This is a genomic window from Chryseotalea sp., assembly GCF_057350905.1.
This window is the reverse complement of sequence record NZ_JBMRCF010000012.1, coordinates 73996-98334: the sequence shown is the minus strand read 5'-3', so window position 1 is coordinate 98334 and position 24339 is coordinate 73996. Positions and strand designations below refer to the sequence as shown.

Below are 24339 nucleotides of genomic sequence, written 5' to 3'. Positions count from 1 at the left end.
AACTGAACCAACCTGGTAGTCAGAAAGGGGCTAAGTATGTGCACGAAGAGAACTCAATCAACGCAAACCCAACAGAAAGGCAACACAACACTTGAGACTGTAACGAAGTTAGTATTTAATTTAATGAAGCACTAGAAGTTGGCGGGGCAAAAAACGAAAAAAGGCCTGCGATGCAGACCTCTTTTGTGCCTAAGGGGGGACTCGAACCCCCACAGCTTGCGCCACACGCCCCTGAAACGTGCGTGTCTACCAATTCCACCACTTAGGCAATAAAAAAGCCTCATCGGGCAGATGAGGCTTGGTGCCCAGGACTGGACTCGAACCAGCACACCTTACGGAACCACCCCCTCAAAGTGGCGTGTCTACCAATTTCACCACCTGGGCTTATGCTAAAACTTCTTTTTAACGGGTCGCAAATGTAAAAAGCTTTACAGAGATAAACAATTACTTAACTCAGGATAAAGTTTTCTTAATATGTCTTGACTTTTTGAAGAAGATATCCATACCTTAGTGCTCCGCATTTAGGAGCCCATCTAAATTTTCCTAATTGCTGCACAACGAGTGTAAAAGCTGTCTCAGGCGGAGGCAGCTTTTATAATTTACAGGCTTTCCCAAATACCTGCAAAACTTTTACAATTCTGAGCTAAAACCTATCTTGCCACGCATGCTTTCTAAAAAATGTAAATACGCCATTCACGCATTGATATACCTGGCCGAGCGCTATGAGCAAGGTCCTGTTCATATTCAGGAAATTTCTGAGAAACAGAAGATACCGAAGAAATTCCTCGAAGCCATTTTACTGGAGCTTCGAAACGCCAAAATTCTGCACAGCAAGAAGGGCAAAGGTGGAGGCTATTACCTCTATAAAAAGCCTGAAGAAGTAAACATGATCGACATCATCCGCCACATGGATGGTGCCATTGCCATGTTATCCTGTGTTTCGCTCAATTATTACGAACGCTGCGATGAGTGCCAGAACGAAATCACCTGCGGCATCCGTGATGCTTTTATCCAGGTGAGGGATCAAACCCTGAAAGTGCTGGAGAAAAGCACCCTCGCCCACATTATCAAAAGGCAAAAACAGCTGGGCCTCTGAGCTTAGCTCATAACGGGAAGTCACCTTCTGTCAAGCGCTGTTTTTATTATCCGATTCTAGTTCTATCTTGCGCGGCTTTAGCAAAATAGAATACATGGCATTTCTTGAAAAGAAGTTATTAGTAAAAAAGTCGACCCTGCCGGGAGCCGGTAAAGGCTTGTTTACAACAGTGGATATTCCAAAAGGTAAACGCATTGTTGAATACAAAGGTACCAGAACAACCTGGGCTGAAGTGGAGGACGATGACGGTAAAAACGGTTATATCTTTTACATCACTAAAAACAATGTGATCGATGCCCTACCTCACAAAGAGGCGCTCGGTCGTTATGCCAATGATGCCCGGGGTATGTCTAAGGTTGATGGTATTCGTAACAATGCGGAATACATCATCAGCAAGGGACGTTGCTACATCGATGCCATGAAGGACATTGAGGCGGGTTCTGAAATTTTAGTAAGCTACAGCGCTGACTATTGGAGAACCATCAAAGACAATATCAAGCTTGAAGAAAGAAAGGCTAAAAGTAAAAAAACCAAGAGCAAGAAAGCTACCAGTGGTAAGAAGCAGGCGGGTAAAAAGTCTTCCAAGAAGAAAAAGTAATCTGAATACGGGGATTAAAATCCCGTTACATACTCATTCAATCAAAAGCCATCTGGTACATACCGATGGCTTTTTGATTTTAAGAAAGAAACTCCCTTAGGCTGAATAAAATTAAGCTGACTATTTGATTTTCAAGTTAGACCGATTGATAGTATTAATTAACTCCATACTCCCACCTGTCTGGCGGCTCAAAGCCAATAGCTAGTAACCAAACCAACTTATTAAGTAAACCCTACTATTTATTTCAGCATCAAACGCTGCAGCGATGTTCTGGCACTCACTGCATAATCATCGTAACCCAGCCTGAGTGCCTCTCCAATATAGGCTTTCCATAAGCGAACGGAAGATTTATTTACCTGCACCGCTTCCGAAAGTATAGCGTAGGCTGCTCCATTGTCTTTAGAAAATTTCCTTGTGTATTCAGCTGCAGTAATCACACCTTCTTCAAAGAAAGGATTGGCATGGGCCAGTTGGGCAAAAGCTTTATCTGCCAGGGCTTTTTCTCCTCCTGCTTCATTCAGTAAACCTTCATAATACAATTTGTCCAGCTTACGGTTTAGCGAGAAAGTAACATCGCTCAACTGAGTCGCCAGGGCATCTAATTCGCCAAGTGATGCCAGCACACGCAGTTGTGTAAACTGTCTGAATGTGCGTACGGCAGGGCTATTAACGGTAAGGCTAAGCGCTTCTTGTACATAACGCTGCGCTGTATTCAATCTGTCTGCTTCTAGTTGCCGTACCGCCATCTCCGTAAGGCTTTGTGCCTTGTAGTCTGCCTCTTCCATACTGTTTACCAACACAGTAAACATGGTAGTATCCCGGGTGCCTAGCCGGTAGCGGCTGTACTGGTATTTAATAGCATCGGTGCTTTTAACGGCTTCTTGCAAATTCATGCTCAGCACTTGTGTCATGGTATTGGCCAATCTTCTTTCACCTTCATTGGTGGCACTCAACAATCCTTTCCACAAAGCAAGGGCTTCACCAAGGTTTCCACTTTCGGTTTCGGCTATGGCCATATAGAATTGGGCATCCTCATAATTATAATTAAAAGCATAGCGGAAGGCAAGTGCTGCTGCCTCAGGGTCACCTTGCTCCAGTAGCCATAAGCCAATCACAAAATTATATTTACCCTGATTGGAAGCACTAACAAACGACAACTCACTCATCAGTTGTAAGGCTCTTGCAACGTTCCCTTGCAGATAGTGTGCGTGAGCCAAGGCAACTTTCAGGGCTTCTGCATAATCGAGGTTAACGCTATCACGTGCCACCACTTCTGCTTTGTCAAGCTCTGTACCACTAATAGTTAATGATTTGGCAAGAATAAAATTGTGAAGCAGGGTTGCCTCATGCAAAGACAAAGCACCTTCTTTCATAAAATCTATCTCCTTGTTTAAAGGAAGGCGTGTTATGGCCGATAATCCCAAAAGATTTGCATTCACACCTTTGTTATCCGTTTTAAAAAGGGATGCGAGTGAATCTGGTGAAACTGGAAGAAGCTCCATGCCCACTATTCCTGTGAAATTAGTCTCAGCGGCATGCTTTGTAGTTGCATGATTGCGTGAGGCGCCTAATAAAAAGAAGGAAGAATCCAGTTCGTGAACCTTGCCTTTAAAGAGCCCTAAATTATTGGTGAGGTAAGGATCATCAGGCAATTGCTTCAACGCATCCTTTAAACTGAAAATGGATTTGAAATTATTTTCTTCCCAGTTGTAAACATTCGCATCATTAGCCAAGGCAAAAGCAGTAGGCCTTTTTAGATTAGCACGTGTATAATATTCGTGACTTTGTTGCCATTGAAACTCGCCTGAATAATAATAGCCCTTCGCATAGTTAGCGTGATGGTTAGCATAACCATAAGTTGTGCCTTGCTCATAATAGAGTTGTGCTACATCCTCCTCTCCTATGGCTACATAGAGATCGGCCATGGAAGTCCAGAAACCGGCAAAGGAATTATTCACATAATCTTTCCAATCATTATAAATAAGTAAACTTACTACCACAATAATGCCGCCCAATCTGAATGTTTCGTAGGGCATTCTGTTAGGCTTATACAAAACTTTCCACGCAGATAAATCGCGATCGATAAGCTTTAAAAAGTTTGAAAAAACATACAATAATAGAATTAAACCAAAACCGAGGTGACTAAATACAAGTATATCGCGCAACGCCTCCAGCGGTGCATCATTGGCTGTGCCGAATAAGAAAGCGAAAGTGATCAGCGCAATGCTCGACATGGCCAGGTAGAAGTATGCCCCGAAAGGATAAAAGGGCATGAGTCCCTGGTATAATACTTCTCTGTGCTTCCAACCCCAGAAACCAATAAATACGGTGATACTAAAAATCAAATAGATGTCGAGGTAAAGAATATTCCAGGTGATGAAACCATGGTCGTGTCCGTAAATCAAGACCAGGTTTAACAAATAAATAATCGTAATGACTAGAAAATGACGTAACCCTGTTGATGCCTGCGCTTGTGTGGTGAGGTATAGAAAACCTGCCGGTACTTCATGCGCAACCATCATAATAAAAATTACGGTAAGCACCATGGCAGGTACGTATGCCGTTACACTCAAATACAGGAAGGGCAGTTTTACACCAGCCATAAAATAAATTACAGTAGAGACCAACAAAGTAATGAGTGCGAAAATCAAAAGCCGAAACTGGAAGCTTGCTGTTTTATTAAAAGCATTGAAATAAAAACTGGGGAGCAGAAACACTGCGATAGTCCCAATGGTAAACCAACTGTTGCCTAAACCCGCTACCTGCAATACATCCAACCGGAGGCTTACTAAAAAAAGAATAACTAATCCGCTGGCTATGAAGTACCAGAATTTTTCGAGTGCTGAAAAAATAGTAACCAGGTATACAAAAGCAATGGCCATCACCAATACAAATACATAAGAGATGTATAGATTAGGCTGAAGCTTACCACCCTGAAAATATTCAAAAAGCAAGTACACATTAACAGGTACTGTAATTTCAAAAGGCCCTAACTGAAATTCGTGTATGCTGGTTTCCACAATTTTCTGCTCCTGAAAATTTTCCCAGCTGATTACACTGTCGACACCTTTAAAATAATAAAAAGCAAAAAACACGAAGGAGATAAGCATGACAGCCATCAATAAATAGGTGTGCTGCTTGTACGTTGTATTCCATGTTCTCCAAAACCAAAGCTTATTCATATTTGCGGTCTCAATAAAAATAAAGCCCCTGTTGTCGGGGCGCTACCATCAATTCATTTAATACTAGACTATTCCAACATTTTGGGCACCCGAAAGAAGTCTTCATTTTTTGAGGGTGCCTGCTTTAATGCATCTTCTTTAGCAATGTCCGTTTTTACCACATCCTCCCTCATCACATTAAACTCATGACTCATACTGGTTAAGGGTTCAACACCCTCCGTATTAACTTCATTGAGTTTCCCTACCCAGTTTAAAATGTTCGACATATCTTCCATCATCTTCTCTGCGTCTTTTTCCTCCACATGCAGGCGAGAAAGGTGCGCCATTTTATCCAAGGTATCGCGATCAACTTTCATGCTTAAGTTCTTTATCGATAATGTTAAAAATATCTTCTTTCAGTTTTGTCAGGTTATCCAATGTCATGCCTTTGGTTTCTATGGGCTCATGAAAGACAACCTTCATTACACCCCACCGCAATAACAACGGAGTTTGATCTGGTAAAATTATCCAATTATTCGGAATGGTAACGGGCACTATAGGGATTTGCTTTTCAATAGCCACCCTGAAGGCACCATCTTTAAACTTGATCATATTGGGTGCGTGATGTGTTAGTATTCCGCCTTCCGGAAAAATAACCAGACTCTTTCCTTCATCGATGGCTTGCATGGAGCGCTTTAAGGTATTTACCCTGCTGGATAAACTACCACGGTCTACGGTGATGTGCAGTTTCTTATACATAAAACCGAACAAGGGCACACTTTCCATATCACTTTTACCAACAAAAACAGCGTTAACCGGATTAAAACCCATGCTGGCGATATCCAGATAGGAAAAGTGATTGGCCACGAAAATATACTGTCGCTGGCGGTCGAGTCGCTTTTTCTCCTCCAGGCGGAAAGGCATGGCGATTAACGAAAAGAAAAAATAAGCCCACACACGGTTAAGCACACCCGTTAAAGCGTGCAGCCTGGGAAAAAAAATGGGAATCAGAAAAAAAGGAAACAGTAGTATAAAAAGCACTACGAATAGTACAGCAACATAAGCAGTGTAGAGCCAGCGAAGGAAGGTCATGTCAGTTAAACACCAAAGATCCGAATTTTTTACACTTATTGTCTATTAACTGTACTTGGACTTTGTACCAGTAGCAACTCTTTTTGTCTCCCATCAATATAGCGAAAGCCCGTTTCATCAAAGTAGCCATCTTCTTCCAGCTTAATCTGTATCTCTTTATTCCACTCCGCTATTTTTATGGTGGCGTTTAATTCTATTGAGTAGGCTGTTTTATAGTGCAGCGTATAGTCACCATTGTGTGGTACACCTTGTTGCATATCCCACATACCAATGGTGGTGCCTGCTGCATGGCCATGAAAACCAATTGGGTGTGTGTAAATGCTGGGAACTATGCCTTCGCGTATGGCTTGTGCACGGGCGGCAGCCAATACTTCATTTCCACTTTTACCAGATGCAAATTGTCCTGTTAGTATATCTTGTAATCTGTTGCCTGTCGCTAATGCCTTCTCCAAATAGTCTGGTGCATCTGTTTCGCCAGGTTTTAATACATAGGCATGCTGTTGTGTATCTGTGTTTAATCTCAGGTAGGTAATGCCAAAATCAACATGCAGTAAATCTCCCTGTTGTATGACTACCGGTGTGGGTCTTTTAGAAAAAATGGCTTCAGGTTCGTTACGCGAGATAGAAACAGAAGGTTGAAACCAGGTGTCTAATTTTAATTCTTTTATTTTTTCGCGGTACCACCACACTACGTCATCGGTAGTGGTGATGCCGGGATGTATTACTTTTTCAGAAAAACCCTCTTGTATAATGTTGTGTGCTATACGACAAATTTGCGGATAGATGGCCATCTCTTTTTCTGATCTTGTTTCCAGCCAGGCCACCGACAATGGCTCAGCAGAAACCACTTTGCTTTGGAAGCTTTTCTTTAATGATTTTATCAGTTGTTCATAATCATTGGCGGTAATGCCATCGGCCAAACCAACATGAACTGATTTATTAACGGCTATCTTTTTTGGATTACGCTCTTCAATAATTTTCGCCAATTGCAACCACTGATCAGGTTGGGCATCCGGATTCCAGGCGCGTTTAAAAACCTTGCCTACATCATAACGGGCAACAGCCAGGTATTCAAGTTCAGCACCATTGCCTTTGTCGAATACCACCAGCATAGTGGTACGTCTCGCGGCAAACCAGGTAGCTGGCAACAAGGTCTCAATAACAGGATCTTCATTGTATTCACGCGAAATCACAACCCACATATCAATACCGGTATTGCGCATTAATCCAGGCAATACATTTCGCAAACGGTCTTCAAGCAATTCGTCAATAACACGTGCCTGCTCACGTTGAGAAAGTATAACAGGGTACTGAGCAAAAGAAGTTTGCACCAGCAACAATAAAATGAAGAGTAATTTATATTTCATGAGATTAAATATGTTATTAGAGCTTTTGCTATTTCTTAAAATCCGTCTGACCGCTATTTGCTTCGCAATAGAGCGGTCTGACGGATTGTCTGCTTGGTTGAAATTCTTATTGCTTCAAACTTAGTCTTATGGAGAAATCTAATATTAATTATTAATGAGGTAAGATACATGGTTTGTTCCTAACAAGCATACCGCTTATCAATAGAAATCAAATCGATTGAATGACCAGTTTACCCAGTGTTTTTATGCCTTGCTCAATTCTGTCGCTCCAGGGTTCACCATAACTCATTCTAAAACAATTACTAAAGCGTGCCTGCGAAGAAAAAATTTGCCCTGGTGCTATGCCTATGGTTTGCTTCAATGCTTTCTTGTGCAACTTGTAGGCGTCCACACGCTGATTCATTTCTATCCACAAGGCAAAGCCTCCTTGCGGCCGTGTCATGCGTGTATCTTCCGGGAAGTATTCACATACCGCCTGTATATAGCGCAAAGATTGTGTGTGCAGTGCTTTACGCAAATGTCTTAAGTGCAACTCAAATCTTCCGTTCTCTAAAAAATGTGCAATGGCTGCCTGCGTCAAGGTGTTGGTAGAAACCGTATGCATCCTTTTCAGTTGAATAATTTTCTCCTTGAATCTTCCCGGAATAGTCCAACCGATGCGATAACCCGGTGCCAGTGTTTTGGAAAAGGATGAACAATAGAGCACGAGTCCTTTCTTGTCGTAAGTCTTACAGGTTTTCGGCCTGGTTTTACCAAAATACATTTCTCCATAAATATCATCTTCTATTAAGGGGATTTCTTTTTTGGCGAGCATTTCTACAAGTTGCTTCTTCTTTTCATCGGGTATGCAACTGCCTAAAGGATTATTAAAGTTTGTTACAAAAAGACAAGCTTTTACATCAAAGCGAGGAATGGCTTTTTCCAAATAGGCGAGATCAATTCCTGTTAGGGGGTCCGTTGGTATCTCCACTACTTTTAAGCCATGACTTTCCAGCACCTGAAAAATGGCAAAGTAAGTCGGACTTTCAATGGCCACCGCATCGCCCGGTTTGGTGATGGCTTTAATACAAAGTGATAAGGCTTCAACACAACCTGCAGTAACCACGACCTCTTCTTCTGAGGGGGTACCACCCCAATTAAAAGACTGCCTTGCAATTTGCCTGCGCAAAGATGCATTGCCCTGTACATGCTCATAGTTGAGGCAACTGCTTTTGGAATCGCGTGTAACGTGTAATAAGGATTTATTAAGACGTGCCACTGGTAGTAAGGAAATAGAAGGTACACCTAATGAAAAGTGAATCAGTTTTTCGTTGTTCAAATCACTGTACACACTGTCAATCATTTCATCTACACTTACCGGCACCGCATCGTGCAGCGGAGAACTTACCTTGGGTAAGTCTAATACGTGAGCATGCGAAAACTTAACGTAATAGCCAGACTGCGGTCTTGCTTCAATAAGTCCTTTGCTTTCCAATTGGTAGTAGGCTTGAAAGGCCGTGCTCACACTAATGCCCTGCTCTTTACTCAATGCCCGAACTGATAAAAGCTTATCTCCCACTTTTAAAGCACCATTTTCAATGAGCCTTTCAATGCGGTCGGCCACTTCCACATATTTATGGTCTTCCTTAACTAATACCTCTTCCATAACGGCAACTGGTAAATTGACATCCTAAACTGATATGGTCAAAATTAATAAAACTGAAACTGTTTTTTACACGTATTATCGACAAATTTGTTCATCATTTTTACACCATGAGAAAAGATCTCCTCGCTTACCTCGCTTTGGCCGCTGTTTGCATCATTTGGGGCACTACCTACCTGGCGCTTCGCATAGCGGTTACACATTTCCCGCCTTTTCTGTTTTCAGGCATACGACAAACAACAGCGGGCATTATTCTATTGGCATTCATGCTAACCCTGGGCAAGCAAAAGCTTCCTTCAAAATCAATTCTCTGGCAACAAGCCTTTGCGGGTTTCTTAATGATGACTGTAGGTAACGGACTGGTGGCCTGGGCTGAAATGCATATCCCCAGTGGTATAGCAGCCATTCTTTGTTCATTGATGCCAATCTGGGTCATCATTATCAATATTTCGATTGACAAAGGTGAAAAACCAACACTACCCATAGTGGTTGGCACTATCATGGGTTTACTTGGCATCGTACTTATTTTTGGAAACAACCTGAGTGACCTCACCAACAGCAACTACTTAATGGGCATTGGCATGACTTTGCTTGCAACTGCTGGTTGGGCCAGTGGCAGTGTATGGATCAAAAAGCAGCACATTAATACGAATCCCTTTGTCAATGCCGGCTTGCAAATGTTTTTTGGTGGTTTGTTTATGTTGATCTTAAGTCCGTTAACTGATGATTTAAGTAATGTGCATTGGTCACCAGAAGCCTTTTATGCCATGCTTTATCTGGTTATCTTCGGTTCGTTGATCGCGTATACTTGCTATGCTTACGCAATTCGTAAGTTACCCATGACGATTGTATCCATGTATGCATACATCAATCCTTTGGTAGCGGTACTATTAGGTTGGCTGGTGTTAGACGAAGTATTAAACATGAGAATAGGCATTGCCATGCTCATCACCATTGCAGGAATTTATTTAGTCAACAGAGGATATCAATTGAAAAATCTATGGAAGGCGCAGTTCTCGAAATAATCGATTACCAATCGGAACATCAACCCTGGTTTGAACAGCTCAACAGGAGTTGGATCGAAAGATACTTCTGGATGGAGCCCATCGACTTTGAAGTACTGCAAAAACCAGAGACACATATTTTACGTAACAATGGTAAGATCTTCATGGCACGATACCAAAGCCATATCGTTGGAACGGTTGCACTAAAATTTGTAGAAACAGGTGTGTTTGAATTTACCAAAATGGCGGTAGATGAAAAATATCAAGGGCTGAAAATTGGAAGGGCTTTAGCAGAGGCCGCCATCGAAAAAGCAAAACAAGAAAAAGCGCATGCCATTATACTATACTCGAACACCGCGTTGAAAAATGCGATTGAACTTTATAGAAAACTTGGCTTCGTTGAAGTACCACTTGATGGTCCTTATAAACGAAGCGACATCAAAATGAAATTGACACTTTAAACAATGACTTTACAAAACCCACTTACACGCTTGGCATCAGGAATCAGTATTCGAAAAGCAGGTGTAGTCGATGCTTCAAAATTGGCTGCTATAGGTAGAATGACTTTTGTAGAAACTTTTGCACATGCCAACACGAAGGAAGATATGCATCAGTATGTGAGTAAGGCCTTCACCGAAAAACAATTACTAAAAGAGCTGGCAGAACCAGGCACCACATTTTTAATGGCCTTTGAACGCGATCGCCTGGCTGGTTATGCCAAACTGCGTTCTTCTAAAAATCCGATTGAACTTAAAAACAATAAAGCATTAGAGCTTCAACGTATTTACGCAAGAAAATTTTATCAAGGTAAAAAAGTAGGCAAACAATTAATGGAATATAGTCTGGAAATGGCCAAGGCGATGGGCTTTGATACACTTTGGCTAGGCGTATGGGAATACAACCCAAGGGCCATTGCCTTTTACGAAAAATGGGGCTTTGAGAAATTCAGTGAGCAGACTTTTACATTAGGCTACGATGTGCAAACGGATATTTTAATGAAGAAGAGGATTGAGTAAATTATTTCAAATTTCAAACTAAATGCTGGTAAAAACCCTACAACAAATTCTACTCCGCGACTTACGTAAGCTTCGCGAGGAAATTACACTATACAAGAAAGAAGAAAACATCTGGATAGCTGTTCCCAACATCAGCAATCCGGCAGGTAATCTTGTTCTACACCTGGTTGGTAATTTAAATACCTACATCGGTGCAACATTAGGCAATACAGGCTATGTACGGCAGCGTGATTTAGAATTCTCTTTAAAGAACATTTCACGAACAGAACTGCTGGAAAAAATTGATGGCACCAGCAACATGATCAGCACTGTTATGGATACTTTAGACGATAGCATCATGCCAACAAATTATCCGATTATTGTCATGGATAAAGAAACCACTACAGAATTTTTCCTGGTTCACCTCACTGCCCACTTTAGTTATCATTTAGGGCAAATCAATTATCACAGGAGATTACTCGACAAAGAATAAAATGCACGAGCTGTTACAAAGCGATCTCCAAAATATCGCCACACTTTTGGATGAGGTGAAAAAAATGGCCACCGACCATTTCAAAAACATTGAGGTGGCAAGACCGGGACGCTATGTAGACAACATTGAAAACAAGGAACTACATGATAAAGGAGCTGGCACAGAAAGTGTATTGCAGTATTTTAAAGAAAACGTTGTGCCAGGCTTGGCTCATTCCACAGGCCCTAACTATTTTGGATTTGTAACAGGTGGTTCAACACCTGCTTCCCTCATTGGCGATCAGTTAGTCAGCATTTTCGATCAAAATGCTTTTGGTAGTCATGACTCTATTGCACCTTTAATCGAGCACCAAACCATAGCATTCTTAAAACAACTTTTCAGTCTGGAAGCAAATTTTGATGGCAGCTTTGTAACAGGTGCTACTATGTCTAATTTTGTGAGTCTTGCCATTGCAAGGCAGTGGGCTGGTGAGCAACAAGGCATCGATATAAGTCAGGAGGGAGCTACAACCCTATCCCTACAGGTTGTAAGTGCCACCGCACATTCCAGCAGCATCAAAGCGCTTTCTATGTTGGGCATAGGCCGCAAAAACTGGAAAAGCTTGGACACGCTACCTGAACGCGAAGCCATTGATGTAGATAAGCTAGAAAGCTTTTTAAGCACTCATACACAACAGTCGACAATTGTTATTGCCAATGCAGGCACGGTTAACACAGGCGATTTTGACGACCTGATTGCCTTAGGCATGCTGAAGGAGAAATATAACTTCTGGTTACATGTCGATGCTGCCTTTGGTGGTTTCGCTGCCCTTTCTCCAAAACATCAGCACCTTATGAAGGGCATTAATTATGCCGATAGCATTACCATTGACGCCCACAAGTGGCTCAATGTTCCCTATGATGCGGCCATGCAGTTTACCAAACACAAAAAATTACAGGGAAAAGTATTTCAGAATACAGCCGCTTACCTCAGCGATGCGAGTGTCAGCCCTGACTTCTTTCATTACACGCCTGAAAATTCAAGACGCTGGCGGGCCCTGCCCACCTGGTTTACTTTAATGGCTTACGGCAGAGAAGGTCATGCTGAAATTGTTCAACGAAACTGTGAAGCCGCAGAACATTTTGGTGATTTACTTCAACAATCGTTTGAATTTAAACTGCTCGCACCTGTACGACTCAATATTGTTTGTTTCACGTTGAATGGAGCAACCGTGAGTTCACAAGAAATCAATCATTTTCTTAGTCTTGTGCGAGACCATGGCCAGGTATTTTTTACACCCACTGTCTATAAAGGTAGACCTGCCATCCGTGCCGCCATTTCTAACTGGATGACAGACAAGCATCACATGGATAAGGCTTTCAATGCCTTACAGGAAGTCTTTAAAAAAATGTAAGTACCATTGTTTTAAAAACAATAGAATAGTTTACCTTCATTAAAACAAATCCCCATGGAAACAACAGCCAACAGCATACGTGTTCAACGTACCAGCCAATCAAGATTAAAAGAAATTGATTTTAATAATCTTGCCTTTGGTCAGCACATTGCCGATCACATGATTGTGGCCGAATATGCTGATGGTAAGTGGGGAGAAGCAACAGTGCTTCCTTATGGAGAGATGGCGATGTCGCCCGCTATTCTTTCCCTTCATTATGGCCAAGCCATTTTCGAAGGCATGAAAGCCTATAAAACTTCTTCAGGAGTAATCACCATCTTCAGACTAAAGCGCCACCACGAGCGCATGAACAGATCACTGGAGCGCATGTGCATGCCGTCTATACCTTACGATTTATTTGAACAAAGTCTGACTACTTTGATTGATGTAGACCGCGACTGGATTCCAACCAGTGAAGGTGCCTCACTTTATATTCGTCCTGTTGTGTTTGCATCAGAAGCAAGATTGGGTGTGAAGGTTTCAGATCAATACAAGTTTGTGATCATGACCAGTCCAGTAGGACCATATTACAGCAAACCCTTGCGCGTGAAAGTTGAAGAGACCTATGTGCGAGCAGCTGAAGGTGGTGCCGGTTTTGCCAAATGTGCCGGTAACTATGGTGTATCTTTCTACCCAACACAAATGGCGAGAAAAGAAGGTTTCGACCAGGTACTCTGGACAGATGCTAAAGAACATAAGTACATCGATGAAGCAGGCACCATGAATGTAATGTTCGTGATTGATGGCAAACTTGTTACACCAAGGTTAACCTCTGCTATCCTGGACGGCATTACACGCGACTCCATACTAACCCTTGCCAAAGAAATGGATTTAGTGGTGGAAGAGCGTAAGGTAAGTGTGGAAGAATTAATTGAAACACATAAGAAAGGCTCACTAACCGAAGCCTTTGGTGCAGGCACTGCTGCCATTGTAGCACCCATTGCCACCATTAATATACATGGTAAGGACTACACCTTACCTCCTGCTTCAGAAGGAAGCATACAAGCACGCGTAAAAAAGAAACTGACCAACATGCGCATGGGTTTGGAGAAGGATAACCATGGATGGAATTTTACGCTGCGGTAGGTGGTGAATTAAAAGAACTAAATTAGAAAGTATACTCTTCCGAATTTGCAATTCGGTAGCAGTATCCAGAGGTCTGTGACTTCTATTTAAACACAATAGCTTTAATATTATTTTAAGTAAAACAAACGAATTAAAAATCCTTTGATAAGACTTCCTGATTGTAGATCTAGAAGAGTAGAAGTAGTGCTTTAAGCAAAGATTAACTAACATATGAAAAGAATAATATTTCTCGCTTTAACAGTTTTAACCTTAACGACTTACGGGCAAGAGACACAAGAAAGAGTTTTGTATGTGGTTGACTCCATTGCAATAATAGAAGATCCGGACGAAGAAGACGGAACGCTTACAGAAACAGATATTGAAACTTTAACTGTGGTAACGAACAAAATTGAGATTGGTAAATATGGATATAAAGATTTTGACAAAATAATTTTCATTATTACCAAGGAATTTGCAAAAAGGCCTGATGAAATAAAAAAGATATCAACAACAAGACAAATGGAACAAAAGGACGGAAAATGGTACTCCAAAGGCTCGACAGTTCCATACACTGGACCATTTATTGATTACTACTATAACGGAAAAAAACAAGGGGAAGGAATTCTGAAAGAAGGAGGCCTTGATGGAATTCGCACGGTCTACTATCAAAATGGGAGTAAGAAATATTTTAGAACTTATGTAAACGGGGTAACTCATGGGGAAACTGTTGATTATTTTATTGAAGGACAAATACACCAGAAAGGAAATTTCAAGAATGGGAAAAATGATGGCCTTTGGCAAGACTGGTACTCTGGTGGACAATTAAAAAGACAAACACAATTCAAGGACGGTGAACCGATACTGACTGCGGAGGAAAAAAAACTTCAAACACTATTTAAAAAAGCAATGAAGATGTTTGACGAGTATAACTATTCAGGTGCTGCTAAAACATTGGACAAAGCCATTGAACTAAATCCAGATTTGAGTGACGCCTATTTTCATAGAGGAACAGCATATTTAAACGACCTCAGGTTTGATGAGGCTATAAGGGATTATGATAAAGCGATTGAATTAGAGCCTCTATACAAGGAGGCAATTAGTAACAGGGCCTTTTCAAGACTGAGAAAATATGAATTTAAAAACAGTCGGACATTGAGCAAGAATAATGGTGTGACAATTATGGCCTCCAAAGACAAAGTCGATATTCCTAAGGATGAATTAGAGAAAATATGCAGTGATTTAGCAAGAGGTATTAAACTGGGTGATCATAAAGCAATGATCTTAGACGCGCAAAAAACGTATTGTCAATAAGAGTAACTACACTGCTTTTCCGAATTTGCAATTCGGAAGCTGTATCCTAAGGTCTGAGACCATAAGTTAAGCGCAATAGTTTAGGAAGTCATTTCAATTCCTTTAGGTATAAAAACGAATTAAAAAATCTTTGATAGAGCTTCCAGATTGTAAATCCGGAAGAGCTAAGGAGTTAATTCAATAGTTAGCAGCAAATATGAAGATCATACCCATAATAAGATTTAGTGTAGTTGCCTATATGGTTTACAACATGATTGCAACGGTATTAAATAAATGGGGCTCACAGGATGAGCTTGACATAACTCTTAATATTCTAATAAATTCTCTTACACTGGGTTTCATTGTATATTCAATTCACGAAGGGATTAAAGAATTAAAGAACGTAACTAACAGTAATATAAAATATCTTCGAATTTATGGGTTAGTCTTTCAAATTCTTACACTAATAGGAGGAACTTTTGCTCTAATTACCTGGGATTCTTATCTATCATGGAAAGTGATTCCGCCAACCATATTTTTGATGGGATACCTAGTACTAACAATTGTAGATTTAAGAAAATTGAAACAAACTTATTAATACAACCATGACCATCAAAAAAACCGACAAGACCGGCATCACACGCTTACCCAAGCGGGGCGTATATGATGAAGCCACTATCTATGCCATACTAGATGATGCGCTCGTCTGTACTGTTGCCTTTACACAAGACAATGCGCCCTTCCAGATTCCTACCGGCTTTTGCAGAATTGGTGATCATCTCTACATTCATGGCTCAGTGGGTAGTCATTACATGCGTTATTTGGCAGAGCACAAAGCGAAAGTTTGTATTAGTGTTATGCACCTCGATGGATTAGTGCTTGCACGCTCTGCCTTTCATCACTCCGTTAACTATCGCTCAGTCGTTATGTTTAGCGAAGCCGTTCGTGTTGAAGATAAAGAGGAAATTTATCAATCGCTGGAAGTGTTTACCAATAAAATGCAACCTGGCAGGTGGGATGATGTACGCAAGCCAACAGACAATGAATGGAAGGCGACCATGGTACTTAAGTTTAAGATTGAAGAAGCTTCAGCCAAGGTAAGAACAGGTGCCCCTAAAGACGATGAGGAAGATTATAGTCTGCCCATATGGGCGGGTGTGGTGCCCTTACAAGTTGAGAGAAAAGCGCCCATTGTTGATCCCGAAATGAAATTAAGTGTACCTTTACCAGCGTACCTGAAACATGCACGCGATTAAATTTCTAACCCTTGGTAATACCATTGCCCTTTGTGTGGGGCTGGTTGTTTTTATACTGGTTTACAGGGCAATCTTCAAAGAAAAGAGATAAACCGCCTTTTTTATCGATAAATTTCGGTTTCCTTTTACCGCTAAACTGTAATTTAACCCTATGAATCTATCGACTATGAAAACAAAATCCCTTCTTCTATTTCTTTTGTTGCCCCTACTCGGTGTGGCACAAGTAACCAAGAAAACCCTGGAGCTACCTGAGTTTAAGAGCATCGCTGTTAACTCAAACTACACTGTATATTTAAAGCAGACCAACAAACAGGAAGTAACCGTTGAAGCCCTTACAGAAATTTATGACCTTACGGATATCAAGGTCGAAAATGGTGTATTGCTTATCAACATTGAACGCAAACCAGAAGCACCCAACAAAAGTATCTGGGCAAAAATTGACGACATCAAGGTAAACCCTACAATGAAGGTTTATGTGAGTGTTAAAAACATAAGCGAACTACAGGTAAATGGTGGCGGAAAGATCGTATCTGAAAACTCTATTGCCGCCTCTAACATCTCTTTACTTGTATCAGGTAGTGGCAGCATTGAAGTGGATGTAAAAGGTGAGCAGATCAAAGCTGAAGTTAGTGGTCCTGGTAAATTGATTTTGAAGGGATATGCTACCAACATGGATGCCTTCATCAGCGGCCCCGGTAACCTCTACGCTTTTGATTGCCCCCTGGAGACAGTCAAGGCAAAACTGAGTGGTTCAGGAAGCTGCGAGCTTAATGTAACCACCACGCTGGATGCACAAGTGTTGGGTAGCGGCAGTCTGAAACACAAAGGCAATACAAAAAACACTTCTAAAAAAGTTTACGGCTCTGGCACGGTTGAAAGAGCTTATTAAATAGCACTGTCATTAAGATATTAAAAAGCCTTCGAATTAACTGGCAACAGGATTATTCGAAGGTTTTCTTTTTAGTGCTGAATCCATTGAATTTACGCTGCTTCCTTACAGCCTACTCAGACAAGGCATTATGCTACCTTCGGCCTGGCAGGGATACGTGCGCTTGCTTTCGCTGAAGCTTTAGCGCAAGCAGGGGTAGCATACAGCCTTGAATGAGTATGCGAGGCCATGCGGCCTGAGAGTAAAAACTCTGTCATTGCCCATTCACCAAATAATTTGAAATACTCTCTTTTAGTTCAGCATCTATTAGACTGTCTCATACTAAAGTTATAAACCCCTAGGAATAACCTTACATCATTAAATACCCCACCCTATTTTATTATCACAAACAAAAAATTAGCTTGCATATGTATTAGCCATAATTTTTTGACCATGTTAAATCGTCTCCTCCTCTTCATACTCCTTTCTACATGGATAGTCAGTGCCTGTTCTTCCGATAAAGAAAAAAAGGAAAATAGCACTCCTGCTCAGACACCACGCATCGCTTACAGCGTTCAGCGGAGTTTTCCACACGATACAAAATCTTTCACACAGGGTTTCACCATTCACAATGGCAAGCTATATGAAAGCACAGGGCAGAATAATTCATGGATTGGTATTGTCAACATTTCTACCGGGGAAGCTGATAAAAAAGTAACGCTCGCAAATCAATACTTCGGAGAGGGTATTGCCATCCTCAATAATAAAATCTATCAACTCACCTGGCAAAGTAAAATTGGTTTCGTCTATGATCTTACTACTTTCAAAAAATTAAAAGATTTTAACTATAGCACTGAAGGTTGGGGCATTACTCACAACAATGAGCATCTCATTATGAGCGATGGCAGCGATAAACTCTATTTCCTTGACACTGTGAATTTAAGTGTGGTGAAATCATTGCCTGTAACCTACGAAGGAAAAGTACTCAACCAACTAAACGAACTCGAGTACATCGATGGTTTTGTCTTTGCTAATGTATGGCAAAGCAATAGCATTGTTAAAATCGATCTCACCAATGGCAAAGTGGTTGGCATCATGGATCTGTCTGATCTTGTATCACAGGCGAGAATGGTTAATCCTTCTATGGATGTATTAAATGGAATAGCCTGGCATGCCGGCACCAAGTCTATGCTGGTTACCGGCAAGTACTGGCCATTTATTTATTCCCTAAAATTCAAAGAGGCCGAGAATTTATAAGACAGTCTTCTGACCTTTTAAGTCGACACGGTATAAAGTCGATTGTTCGATTAACAGAGCTTGTGCTGTAGCTTCCGGAAAATAGCTACCCCACTCCTCTTGTCTGTGCTGTACATCCACAGCCACAATTCTTCCACCATACAAAGTTTTTACTTTTGATTGTACGGTATGCCCAACAATAATTCTTTTACAAGCAATATGCTTTAGTAGTTTGTCAAGATCCTTTTCATCAAGCGATTCTTTAAAATAACCTCGGTACCAGTAATGACTTTTATGGTAACTGTACAAGAGCTCGAATTGCATTTTATCATCACCCATTCTTCTTACTGGCGTATGTGCATAGCTATTTCTTACTTTCTGATTAATAGAATCAATATTAAAATCTACAGTAACAAAGTCGGGGTGCAGGCCTGCATGTACGATTAAATTATCTCCAATTTTTACCATGGTGTTCTTTGAAGACAGCCAACGCGACAAAAAGGTTTTATCTCCGGCATACAGTTCTGCATGCTGTATCCCCAGCAGAGTAGCTGCATAGGCATATTTACCAACGGCATAACTATGATCGCCCTGCATGTTCATAATTTCATGATTGCCTAATATGTAGTGCACTTTTCCACCAGCCTGCTGGGCTTGTTGCTCTAAATGAAAAATCAGGTATAGTACCTGTGTTACAAAATAACCCCTGTCTACAAAGTCACCTGCCAGTGCTACATGACCTTTACCATACGTCCATTGATAAGTTTCATTCATAACACCATTAGCGATGAGTAGATTTCTGAAAGCCGAAAAACCGCCTTCGATATCAGAAATAACAAGCAGTTTTTCCGGCTCAGGATAAACAGCAGCCTCAGGTCTAAAATGCTTATAGATGGGGAGTTGTACTTTAAAGGAAGATTGATCAGGATAATAATTCACACGTACTTCTGCGATACTGTCCTGAACTATTTTTTCATCAAGCGCATACCCCTCTGCTTTACTACCCTTGAAATAAACCTGACGCACCTGATCATGCTGGTAAACAATATAAGGGCCTTCTCCGGCTAGTGAATCACTGTTAATGCTATGATTGCGGTTATACTTTACGCTATTACCTGAATAAAATAAAAGACCAAGACAAACAACAATAACGATGAGGATACCATAGAGTGTGTACTTCAGATAGGTTAGGATTCTTTTTTTCATGAACAAAGTTTTCCGCTTCTATTCAAATACACTGCCAATCCGATTACATATTAAAAAAGGCTTTTAGCAGCAAGCTTTGTTCAGTTGTGAACATGCGACTGTTCAATTTTTAGCGTGCGATGGTTGAAAAATTTTAGCAAGGCTGGTATAATTAAATAATACCAAGGCAATGAAGATGGTTGTATAACCAATAATCTGAATCGTACTCAGCTTCTCGCCAAAGACAGTTACAGCAATGGTGAAGTTTAACAAAGGATTGATATACATAATGATACCAATGGTAGCTGCATCTACTTTATTTAAGGCGAACAGATTTAAGAAAAGCGGTAGTACGGTAAAGCATGCTGCCACAATAAAAATGATTACATAAAAATCTGTGGTCTGCGGAACCTCGGTTAGCAAGTAGGGCAATAAGGCTGTCAGCACCAGTAAGGAAAATGCCACTTGTATGGCCAGGGTAATCATGCGATCGAAGCCCTGGTTTCTGCGTTGCGATATCAGGTAAAGCGCATACGTAATCGCGGTAAGGAAACTATACCCAAGTTCTAATGCCGAACTCAATCCAATCAACACACAGCTAAGGGCACATAAAGCAACAGCCAGCCATTTTTGTTGTGTCATGGATTCATTCAGAAGCAGACTCCCCAGTACAGCGGTAATCACCGGACAGATCAGGTAAGAGAAAGAAGCTGTTTTAATATTAATGTTGTTGACAATATAAATAAAGGTAAGCCAGTTAATGGTTAATAGCAGCCCTCCACCCAAGGTGAGCAGAATGACCAACCAGCGTTTGCGCTTTGTGAAACCGCTCAATAGTTGCAAAGCCTCCCCTACCTGTTTACGCCTGAAGCCTGCGACCACAACAATGAGAACCGCCAGTGATAATAAAATCCGGAAATACAGAATCTGTCCTGCAGAATAATCACTGAGTGCACGTAAAGGAATGGCAAAAAAGCCCCAGATAATAAAAGCAGCGATCCCTGACGCCACATGTTTTGAACTCTGCATAGAATGGGGCGAATATACAGTTTTAGTGCTTAGCTACTTAAAGCCGATAAAAACAATGTCATTAGGGGCCATATAAAAAAAAGAGACCTCCTCATTGCTTTAAATAATCATAAATAGATTGCTTCGTCAATCCACCGCATATCCCAGCCCAATTCCTCGCAATGATACTGTTTGAAGTATTTTGAGAAGACTTCTAGTAATATAAAAAGCCATCCACATGCGGGATGGCTTTCTATTATCGATATATAGAATCTTACTTATTCTTAAAAGAACGCAAAGTACCGAAGTACCAGTGTAAACCCATTTGTACACCCACCAGCAAGTTGGCTCTTGAGCCAAAAATGTCACCGGCATTGCCTGCCTTTAAAGCATCAATCACATCGCCATTGCGCATGTCTGTTAAACTGTAGTTAGCGCGTACCTGTGCAGACAAGTATAAGTGTTTGCTTAAATCCAGATCAAAACCAAAAGCCATGGCTAATTGAAATTCAGCATTGCGAAAATCATTGGCCTCCTTTGTTAAAAGATCTTTAGGTGTTTGGGTAGTAGGGATATCATAAGTGCCATCTCCATTATCTACTGCGGAAGGAAACTCTTGCTGTATAGCTGCAAAATCTACACCTTCAGGAATTGAAAAAGTACCTGCATTAGCCTGCAATGTTTCTTTGGCTTTACTTAATAAAGAAAGTTGAGGACCAAAGTTGAAATTTGTTCTTGCTTTACCATCGCCACCGCCCATAAATTTCATCATCATGGGAATATTGATGTATTGCAAATCGATTTTGCGCTCACCTGCCACCTTACCGGCAACATCTACCAGTTCATAAATCTGACCCTGGTTTGAAAGAATAGACTCCAGTTGTAAACCGAATTTTTTTCCGAAGTCAACACCAAAGTTGAAACCCACGGGCGATAACTGATAGGTATACGTTGAGTTATAGCGGGGGTCATCGCTTAAGCCTTTGTCCAATACAAAAGTTGCATTGTAAGCAGAGGTGGCACCCAAATGTATCTGGGCGCATACAGGTACCGTTGCGAGGCAAATAAAAAGCACTAAAATGTAAAGGGGTTTAGTCATAGGTTTTAATCGTTTAGCCTTGATGCGCAAGATCAGAAAGTGGTAACCATTCTAAAAGTGCATGCATGATATTCAATCAAAAAACAGAATTTCAAAGGTGAGAAAATACCAAAAAGTTATTTTTTAACCTTCTTTTTTGCGGTTTTTGCAACCTTTTCCTTACCCTTATCTGACATAGCAAAAGAGCGTGTCATGGTTTTTATATGCTCTGCTCTGCGAAAACGCAAGGCACTCCAGTCTTCGTCAATAGCCACCATGCGCACACCTTCAAAGCCCAGTTTTCCTAAGCTTTTCCAACCGTTATCGCGGTTAAATTCGCAGGTATACTTTTTCGATGTACCCTTCGGGTAAGCAAACCAGATCACCTCATCTGCTTTCACCAACTTCCCAATCTGTTCTGCCAGTGCATCAACTTCTTTTTGTTTGGTTACAAAAGCTATGAAGAAAGGAATAACCTTTGCAGCTTTTAAACTTGTTTTAATCGCAGTCACTTTTCCCATTTCTTTTAATTCAGCGGAAAAACTTTCAGGTGCTTGTATAGCGAAAATCGCTTCATGCGCTTTAAAATTCATTTTTTTGAAAAGTGGTGTCATGGCTATATAAATTTTACTTCAGCTAATGTATAAATTTAGGTTTGAAAGCGGAATAAGAAAGGATACCTTAAGGCAATCGTTCTCCTGATAAAGGTCATAAATGCGATCAACAATCTTAATTTCCAATAAAAAATACTTCTATGAAACACTTATTAACTATCATCGTCTTATTCAGTATTGCGTCTGGGCTGTTTGCGCAATCTGTAGAAAAAGAATTTATCAATCCCTTTAGAATAAAACCCAGTGGCTATACGCATACAGTGGTGACTGGCTCAGGTAAAACCATCTATATTTCCGGACAAGTACCCGTTAACGAAGCAGGGCAAGTAGTGGGCGAAGGAGACTTAAAAGCACAAACAAAACAGGTGTACGATAACCTTTTGTATTGCTTGCGTTTTGCCGGTGCCCGGTTTGAGGATGTGGTGAAAATGACAACCTATGTGGTTAACTATAAACCAAGCGATATTGATATCGTGCGTGAAGTGAGAAAGGGATACTTGTCTAAAGAAAATCCGCCTGCCAGTACTTTGGTAGGTGTACAATCACTAGTCCATCCGGATTATTTGATTGAGATTGAAGCCATAGCGGTTATTCCGGACAAAGAGAATTAATAATTTCACACAATGGCTTTGCTAATTCTTTTTACAAACACTACTCCTCGGTCTGAGTCCCCTCAGACCGAAACAGCATAACCCAAATACGTTAAAGAATCAGTGACTGTTGTTCCGATTGAATAACAAAAGTTAATGCTGACCAATGTTGATAGAAAGTGAGGGTTAAGAAATTGAGGCAATCGCTTTGTTTATTTTTTTTACAAAGCCTGGCCCTTCATATACAAAACCAGTGTACACCTGAATAAGGTCTGCACCGGCATTTAATTTATCAATCGCATCCTGTGGGGTCATAATACCTCCCACAGCAATGATGGGATAAGTCTTGCCTAAATTTTTTCTTAAATAGGTAATTACTTCTGTCGACCGTTGGGTCAGTGGCTTACCGCTTAACCCACCAGCGCCAATTGCCAGCACTTCTGCAGTTGATGTGCTTAAGCCTTCGCGTGATATGGTAGTGTTGGTGGCAATGATACCGTCTGTATTGGTTTCTTTCAAAATCTCAATCACATCACTCAACTGGCTCTCAGTAAGATCAGGAGCAATTTTTAATAACACAGGTTTAGGTGTTGGTTTCGCTAAACTCAAGCCTTTCACGTACGACAAGAGTTTGCGCAGGGGTTCTTTCTCCTGCAATTCGCGCAAGCCAGGGGTATTTGGCGAGCTTACGTTGATTACAAAATAATCGACATGTGCATAGAGTTGTTCGAAACAATAAGCATAGTCATCCAGTGCATTTTCATTAGGTGTGATTTTATTCTTGCCAATGTTACCCCCAACAATCACTTGAGATGACCGCTTCTTTAAACGTTCAACTGCTTCAGCTACTCCCCCATTATTAAAACCCATGCGATTAATAATGGCCTGGTCTTTGGGCAAACGAAATAAGCGAGGCTTATCATTACCCGATTGTGCTTTTGGTGTAAGTGTACCTATCTCGATAAAGCCAAAACCAAAGGCAGCCAATTCATCAATTAGTTTTGCATCTTTATCAAAACCTGCTGCGAGTCCCACAGGATTTTTAAACCTAATGCCAAAAAGCGTGCGCTCAAGTGTTGCGTGCTCGTAATTAAATATGCTGGAAACAATGGCTTTAAAACCAGGCACCTTCCCTTTTAAGGTCAGTAAACGAAATGTAAAATGATGGACTTTCTCAGGATCGAAAAGGAAGAGAAGCGGGCGAATGATTGATTTATACATGGCAGCAGTCAAATAAGCGCAAAAGTAATGATTGTTGCTAGTTGTTCG

At 41.0% G+C, this 24339-nt stretch carries 23 protein-coding genes and 2 tRNA genes; 13 read left to right on the top strand and 12 right to left on the bottom strand.

Annotated features, from left to right (window positions below; all coding sequences use genetic code 11):
- Positions 1-186: 186 nt before the first annotated feature.
- Positions 187-268 (bottom strand) — tRNA-Leu (locus tag ACO1XM_RS15830).
- A 31-nt stretch (positions 269-299) separates the two neighbouring features.
- Positions 300-384 (bottom strand) — tRNA-Leu (locus ACO1XM_RS15825).
- 280 nt (positions 385-664) lie between these two features.
- Here ACO1XM_RS15825 and ACO1XM_RS15820 point away from each other — a divergent pair.
- Together ACO1XM_RS15820 and ACO1XM_RS15815 are read left to right on the top strand one after the other, a co-directional pair.
- Entirely contained in the window at positions 665-1096 is a 432-nt protein-coding gene (locus tag ACO1XM_RS15820) for an RrF2 family transcriptional regulator (protein ID WP_486230726.1), read from the top strand.
- Between the two features lie 94 nt (positions 1097-1190).
- Positions 1191-1694 (top strand): SET domain-containing protein, encoded by a 504-nt coding sequence (locus tag ACO1XM_RS15815; protein ID WP_486230724.1) that lies wholly within the window; start codon positions 1191-1193, stop codon positions 1692-1694.
- A 239-nt stretch (positions 1695-1933) separates the two neighbouring features.
- Here the strand turns inward: ACO1XM_RS15815 and ACO1XM_RS15810 are convergent, their stop codons facing one another.
- From ACO1XM_RS15810 to ACO1XM_RS15790, 5 genes are all read right to left on the bottom strand, one after another.
- Positions 1934-4876 carry a tetratricopeptide repeat protein gene (locus tag ACO1XM_RS15810; protein ID WP_486230722.1) on the bottom strand — a complete coding sequence of 981 codons (2943 nt, stop codon included), beginning with the start codon at positions 4874-4876 and terminating at the stop codon, positions 1934-1936.
- 68 nt (positions 4877-4944) lie between these two features.
- Positions 4945-5232: an Asp-tRNA(Asn)/Glu-tRNA(Gln) amidotransferase subunit GatC gene (gene gatC, locus ACO1XM_RS15805; RefSeq protein ID WP_486230721.1), complete on the bottom strand. Its 288-nt coding sequence runs from the start codon at positions 5230-5232 to the stop codon at positions 4945-4947.
- Entirely contained in the window at positions 5222-5947 is a 726-nt protein-coding gene (locus tag ACO1XM_RS15800) for a lysophospholipid acyltransferase family protein (RefSeq protein WP_486230719.1), read from the bottom strand. Before ACO1XM_RS15800 ends, gatC begins: the two co-directional genes overlap by 11 nt.
- Before the next feature lie 35 nt (positions 5948-5982).
- The gene (locus tag ACO1XM_RS15795) at positions 5983-7314 is read right to left on the bottom strand and encodes a M24 family metallopeptidase (protein ID WP_486230717.1); all 1332 of its coding nucleotides are present in this window, start codon (positions 7312-7314) and stop codon (positions 5983-5985) included.
- A 208-nt stretch (positions 7315-7522) separates the two neighbouring features.
- The gene (locus ACO1XM_RS15790; protein ID WP_486230715.1) at positions 7523-8959 is read right to left on the bottom strand and encodes an aminotransferase-like domain-containing protein; all 1437 of its coding nucleotides are present in this window, start codon (positions 8957-8959) and stop codon (positions 7523-7525) included.
- 107 nt (positions 8960-9066) lie between these two features.
- Here ACO1XM_RS15790 and ACO1XM_RS15785 point away from each other — a divergent pair, with 107 nt between their 5' ends.
- From ACO1XM_RS15785 to ACO1XM_RS15740, 10 genes are all read left to right on the top strand, one after another.
- Positions 9067-9981: a DMT family transporter gene (locus tag ACO1XM_RS15785; protein WP_486230713.1), complete on the top strand. Its 915-nt coding sequence runs from the start codon at positions 9067-9069 to the stop codon at positions 9979-9981.
- Complete coding sequence (locus ACO1XM_RS15780) at positions 9957-10421, top strand: GNAT family N-acetyltransferase (protein WP_486230711.1); 465 nt, start codon at positions 9957-9959, stop codon at positions 10419-10421. The genes ACO1XM_RS15785 and ACO1XM_RS15780 overlap by 25 nt, the downstream gene beginning before the upstream one ends.
- 3 nt (positions 10422-10424) lie before the next feature.
- Positions 10425-10976, top strand: coding sequence for a GNAT family N-acetyltransferase (locus tag ACO1XM_RS15775; RefSeq protein ID WP_486230709.1), 552 nt, complete (start codon positions 10425-10427; stop codon positions 10974-10976).
- Between the two features lie 22 nt (positions 10977-10998).
- On the top strand, positions 10999-11448 hold the full coding sequence (locus ACO1XM_RS15770; protein ID WP_486230707.1) for a DUF1572 family protein: 450 nt from the start codon (positions 10999-11001) through the stop codon (positions 11446-11448).
- A gap of 1 nt (position 11449) precedes the next feature.
- A complete protein-coding gene (locus ACO1XM_RS15765; protein ID WP_486230705.1) occupies positions 11450-12841 on the top strand; it encodes a pyridoxal phosphate-dependent decarboxylase family protein in 1392 nt (463 codons plus the stop codon).
- 54 nt (positions 12842-12895) lie between these two features.
- Positions 12896-13966, top strand: coding sequence for a branched-chain amino acid aminotransferase (locus ACO1XM_RS15760; protein WP_486230703.1), 1071 nt, complete (start codon positions 12896-12898; stop codon positions 13964-13966).
- Positions 13967-14176: 210 nt separating this feature from the next.
- A complete protein-coding gene (locus tag ACO1XM_RS15755; RefSeq protein WP_486230701.1) occupies positions 14177-15256 on the top strand; it encodes a tetratricopeptide repeat protein in 1080 nt (359 codons plus the stop codon).
- Between the two features lie 584 nt (positions 15257-15840).
- On the top strand, positions 15841-16491 hold the full coding sequence (locus tag ACO1XM_RS15750) for a pyridoxamine 5'-phosphate oxidase family protein (protein ID WP_486230699.1): 651 nt from the start codon (positions 15841-15843) through the stop codon (positions 16489-16491).
- Between the two features lie 166 nt (positions 16492-16657).
- Positions 16658-17380 (top strand): head GIN domain-containing protein, encoded by a 723-nt coding sequence (locus tag ACO1XM_RS15745; protein ID WP_486230697.1) that lies wholly within the window; start codon positions 16658-16660, stop codon positions 17378-17380.
- Positions 17381-17812: 432 nt separating this feature from the next.
- The gene (locus tag ACO1XM_RS15740; RefSeq protein ID WP_486230695.1) at positions 17813-18616 is read left to right on the top strand and encodes a glutaminyl-peptide cyclotransferase; all 804 of its coding nucleotides are present in this window, start codon (positions 17813-17815) and stop codon (positions 18614-18616) included.
- On the opposite strand, the gene ACO1XM_RS15735 is transcribed toward ACO1XM_RS15740, so the two are convergent.
- The 4 genes from ACO1XM_RS15735 to ACO1XM_RS15720 form a co-directional block, all read right to left on the bottom strand.
- Positions 18611-19801 (bottom strand): metallophosphoesterase, encoded by a 1191-nt coding sequence (locus ACO1XM_RS15735; RefSeq protein WP_486230693.1) that lies wholly within the window; start codon positions 19799-19801, stop codon positions 18611-18613. The genes ACO1XM_RS15740 and ACO1XM_RS15735 overlap by 6 nt on opposite strands.
- Positions 19802-19903: 102 nt before the next feature.
- On the bottom strand, positions 19904-20809 hold the full coding sequence (locus tag ACO1XM_RS15730; protein ID WP_486230691.1) for an EamA family transporter: 906 nt from the start codon (positions 20807-20809) through the stop codon (positions 19904-19906).
- Positions 20810-21062: 253 nt separating this feature from the next.
- A complete protein-coding gene (locus ACO1XM_RS15725) occupies positions 21063-21887 on the bottom strand; it encodes an outer membrane beta-barrel protein (protein ID WP_486230689.1) in 825 nt (274 codons plus the stop codon).
- Between the two features lie 116 nt (positions 21888-22003).
- On the bottom strand, positions 22004-22480 hold the full coding sequence (locus ACO1XM_RS15720) for a hypothetical protein (RefSeq protein WP_486230687.1): 477 nt from the start codon (positions 22478-22480) through the stop codon (positions 22004-22006).
- A gap of 140 nt (positions 22481-22620) precedes the next feature.
- Here ACO1XM_RS15720 and ACO1XM_RS15715 point away from each other — a divergent pair, with 140 nt between their 5' ends.
- Complete coding sequence (locus ACO1XM_RS15715) at positions 22621-23091, top strand: RidA family protein (RefSeq protein WP_486230685.1); 471 nt, start codon at positions 22621-22623, stop codon at positions 23089-23091.
- A 165-nt stretch (positions 23092-23256) separates the two neighbouring features.
- Here ACO1XM_RS15715 and ACO1XM_RS15710 read toward each other — a convergent pair whose 3' ends face one another.
- Entirely contained in the window at positions 23257-24291 is a 1035-nt protein-coding gene (locus ACO1XM_RS15710) for a quinone-dependent dihydroorotate dehydrogenase (protein WP_486230683.1), read from the bottom strand.
- Positions 24292-24339 lie beyond the last annotated feature (48 nt).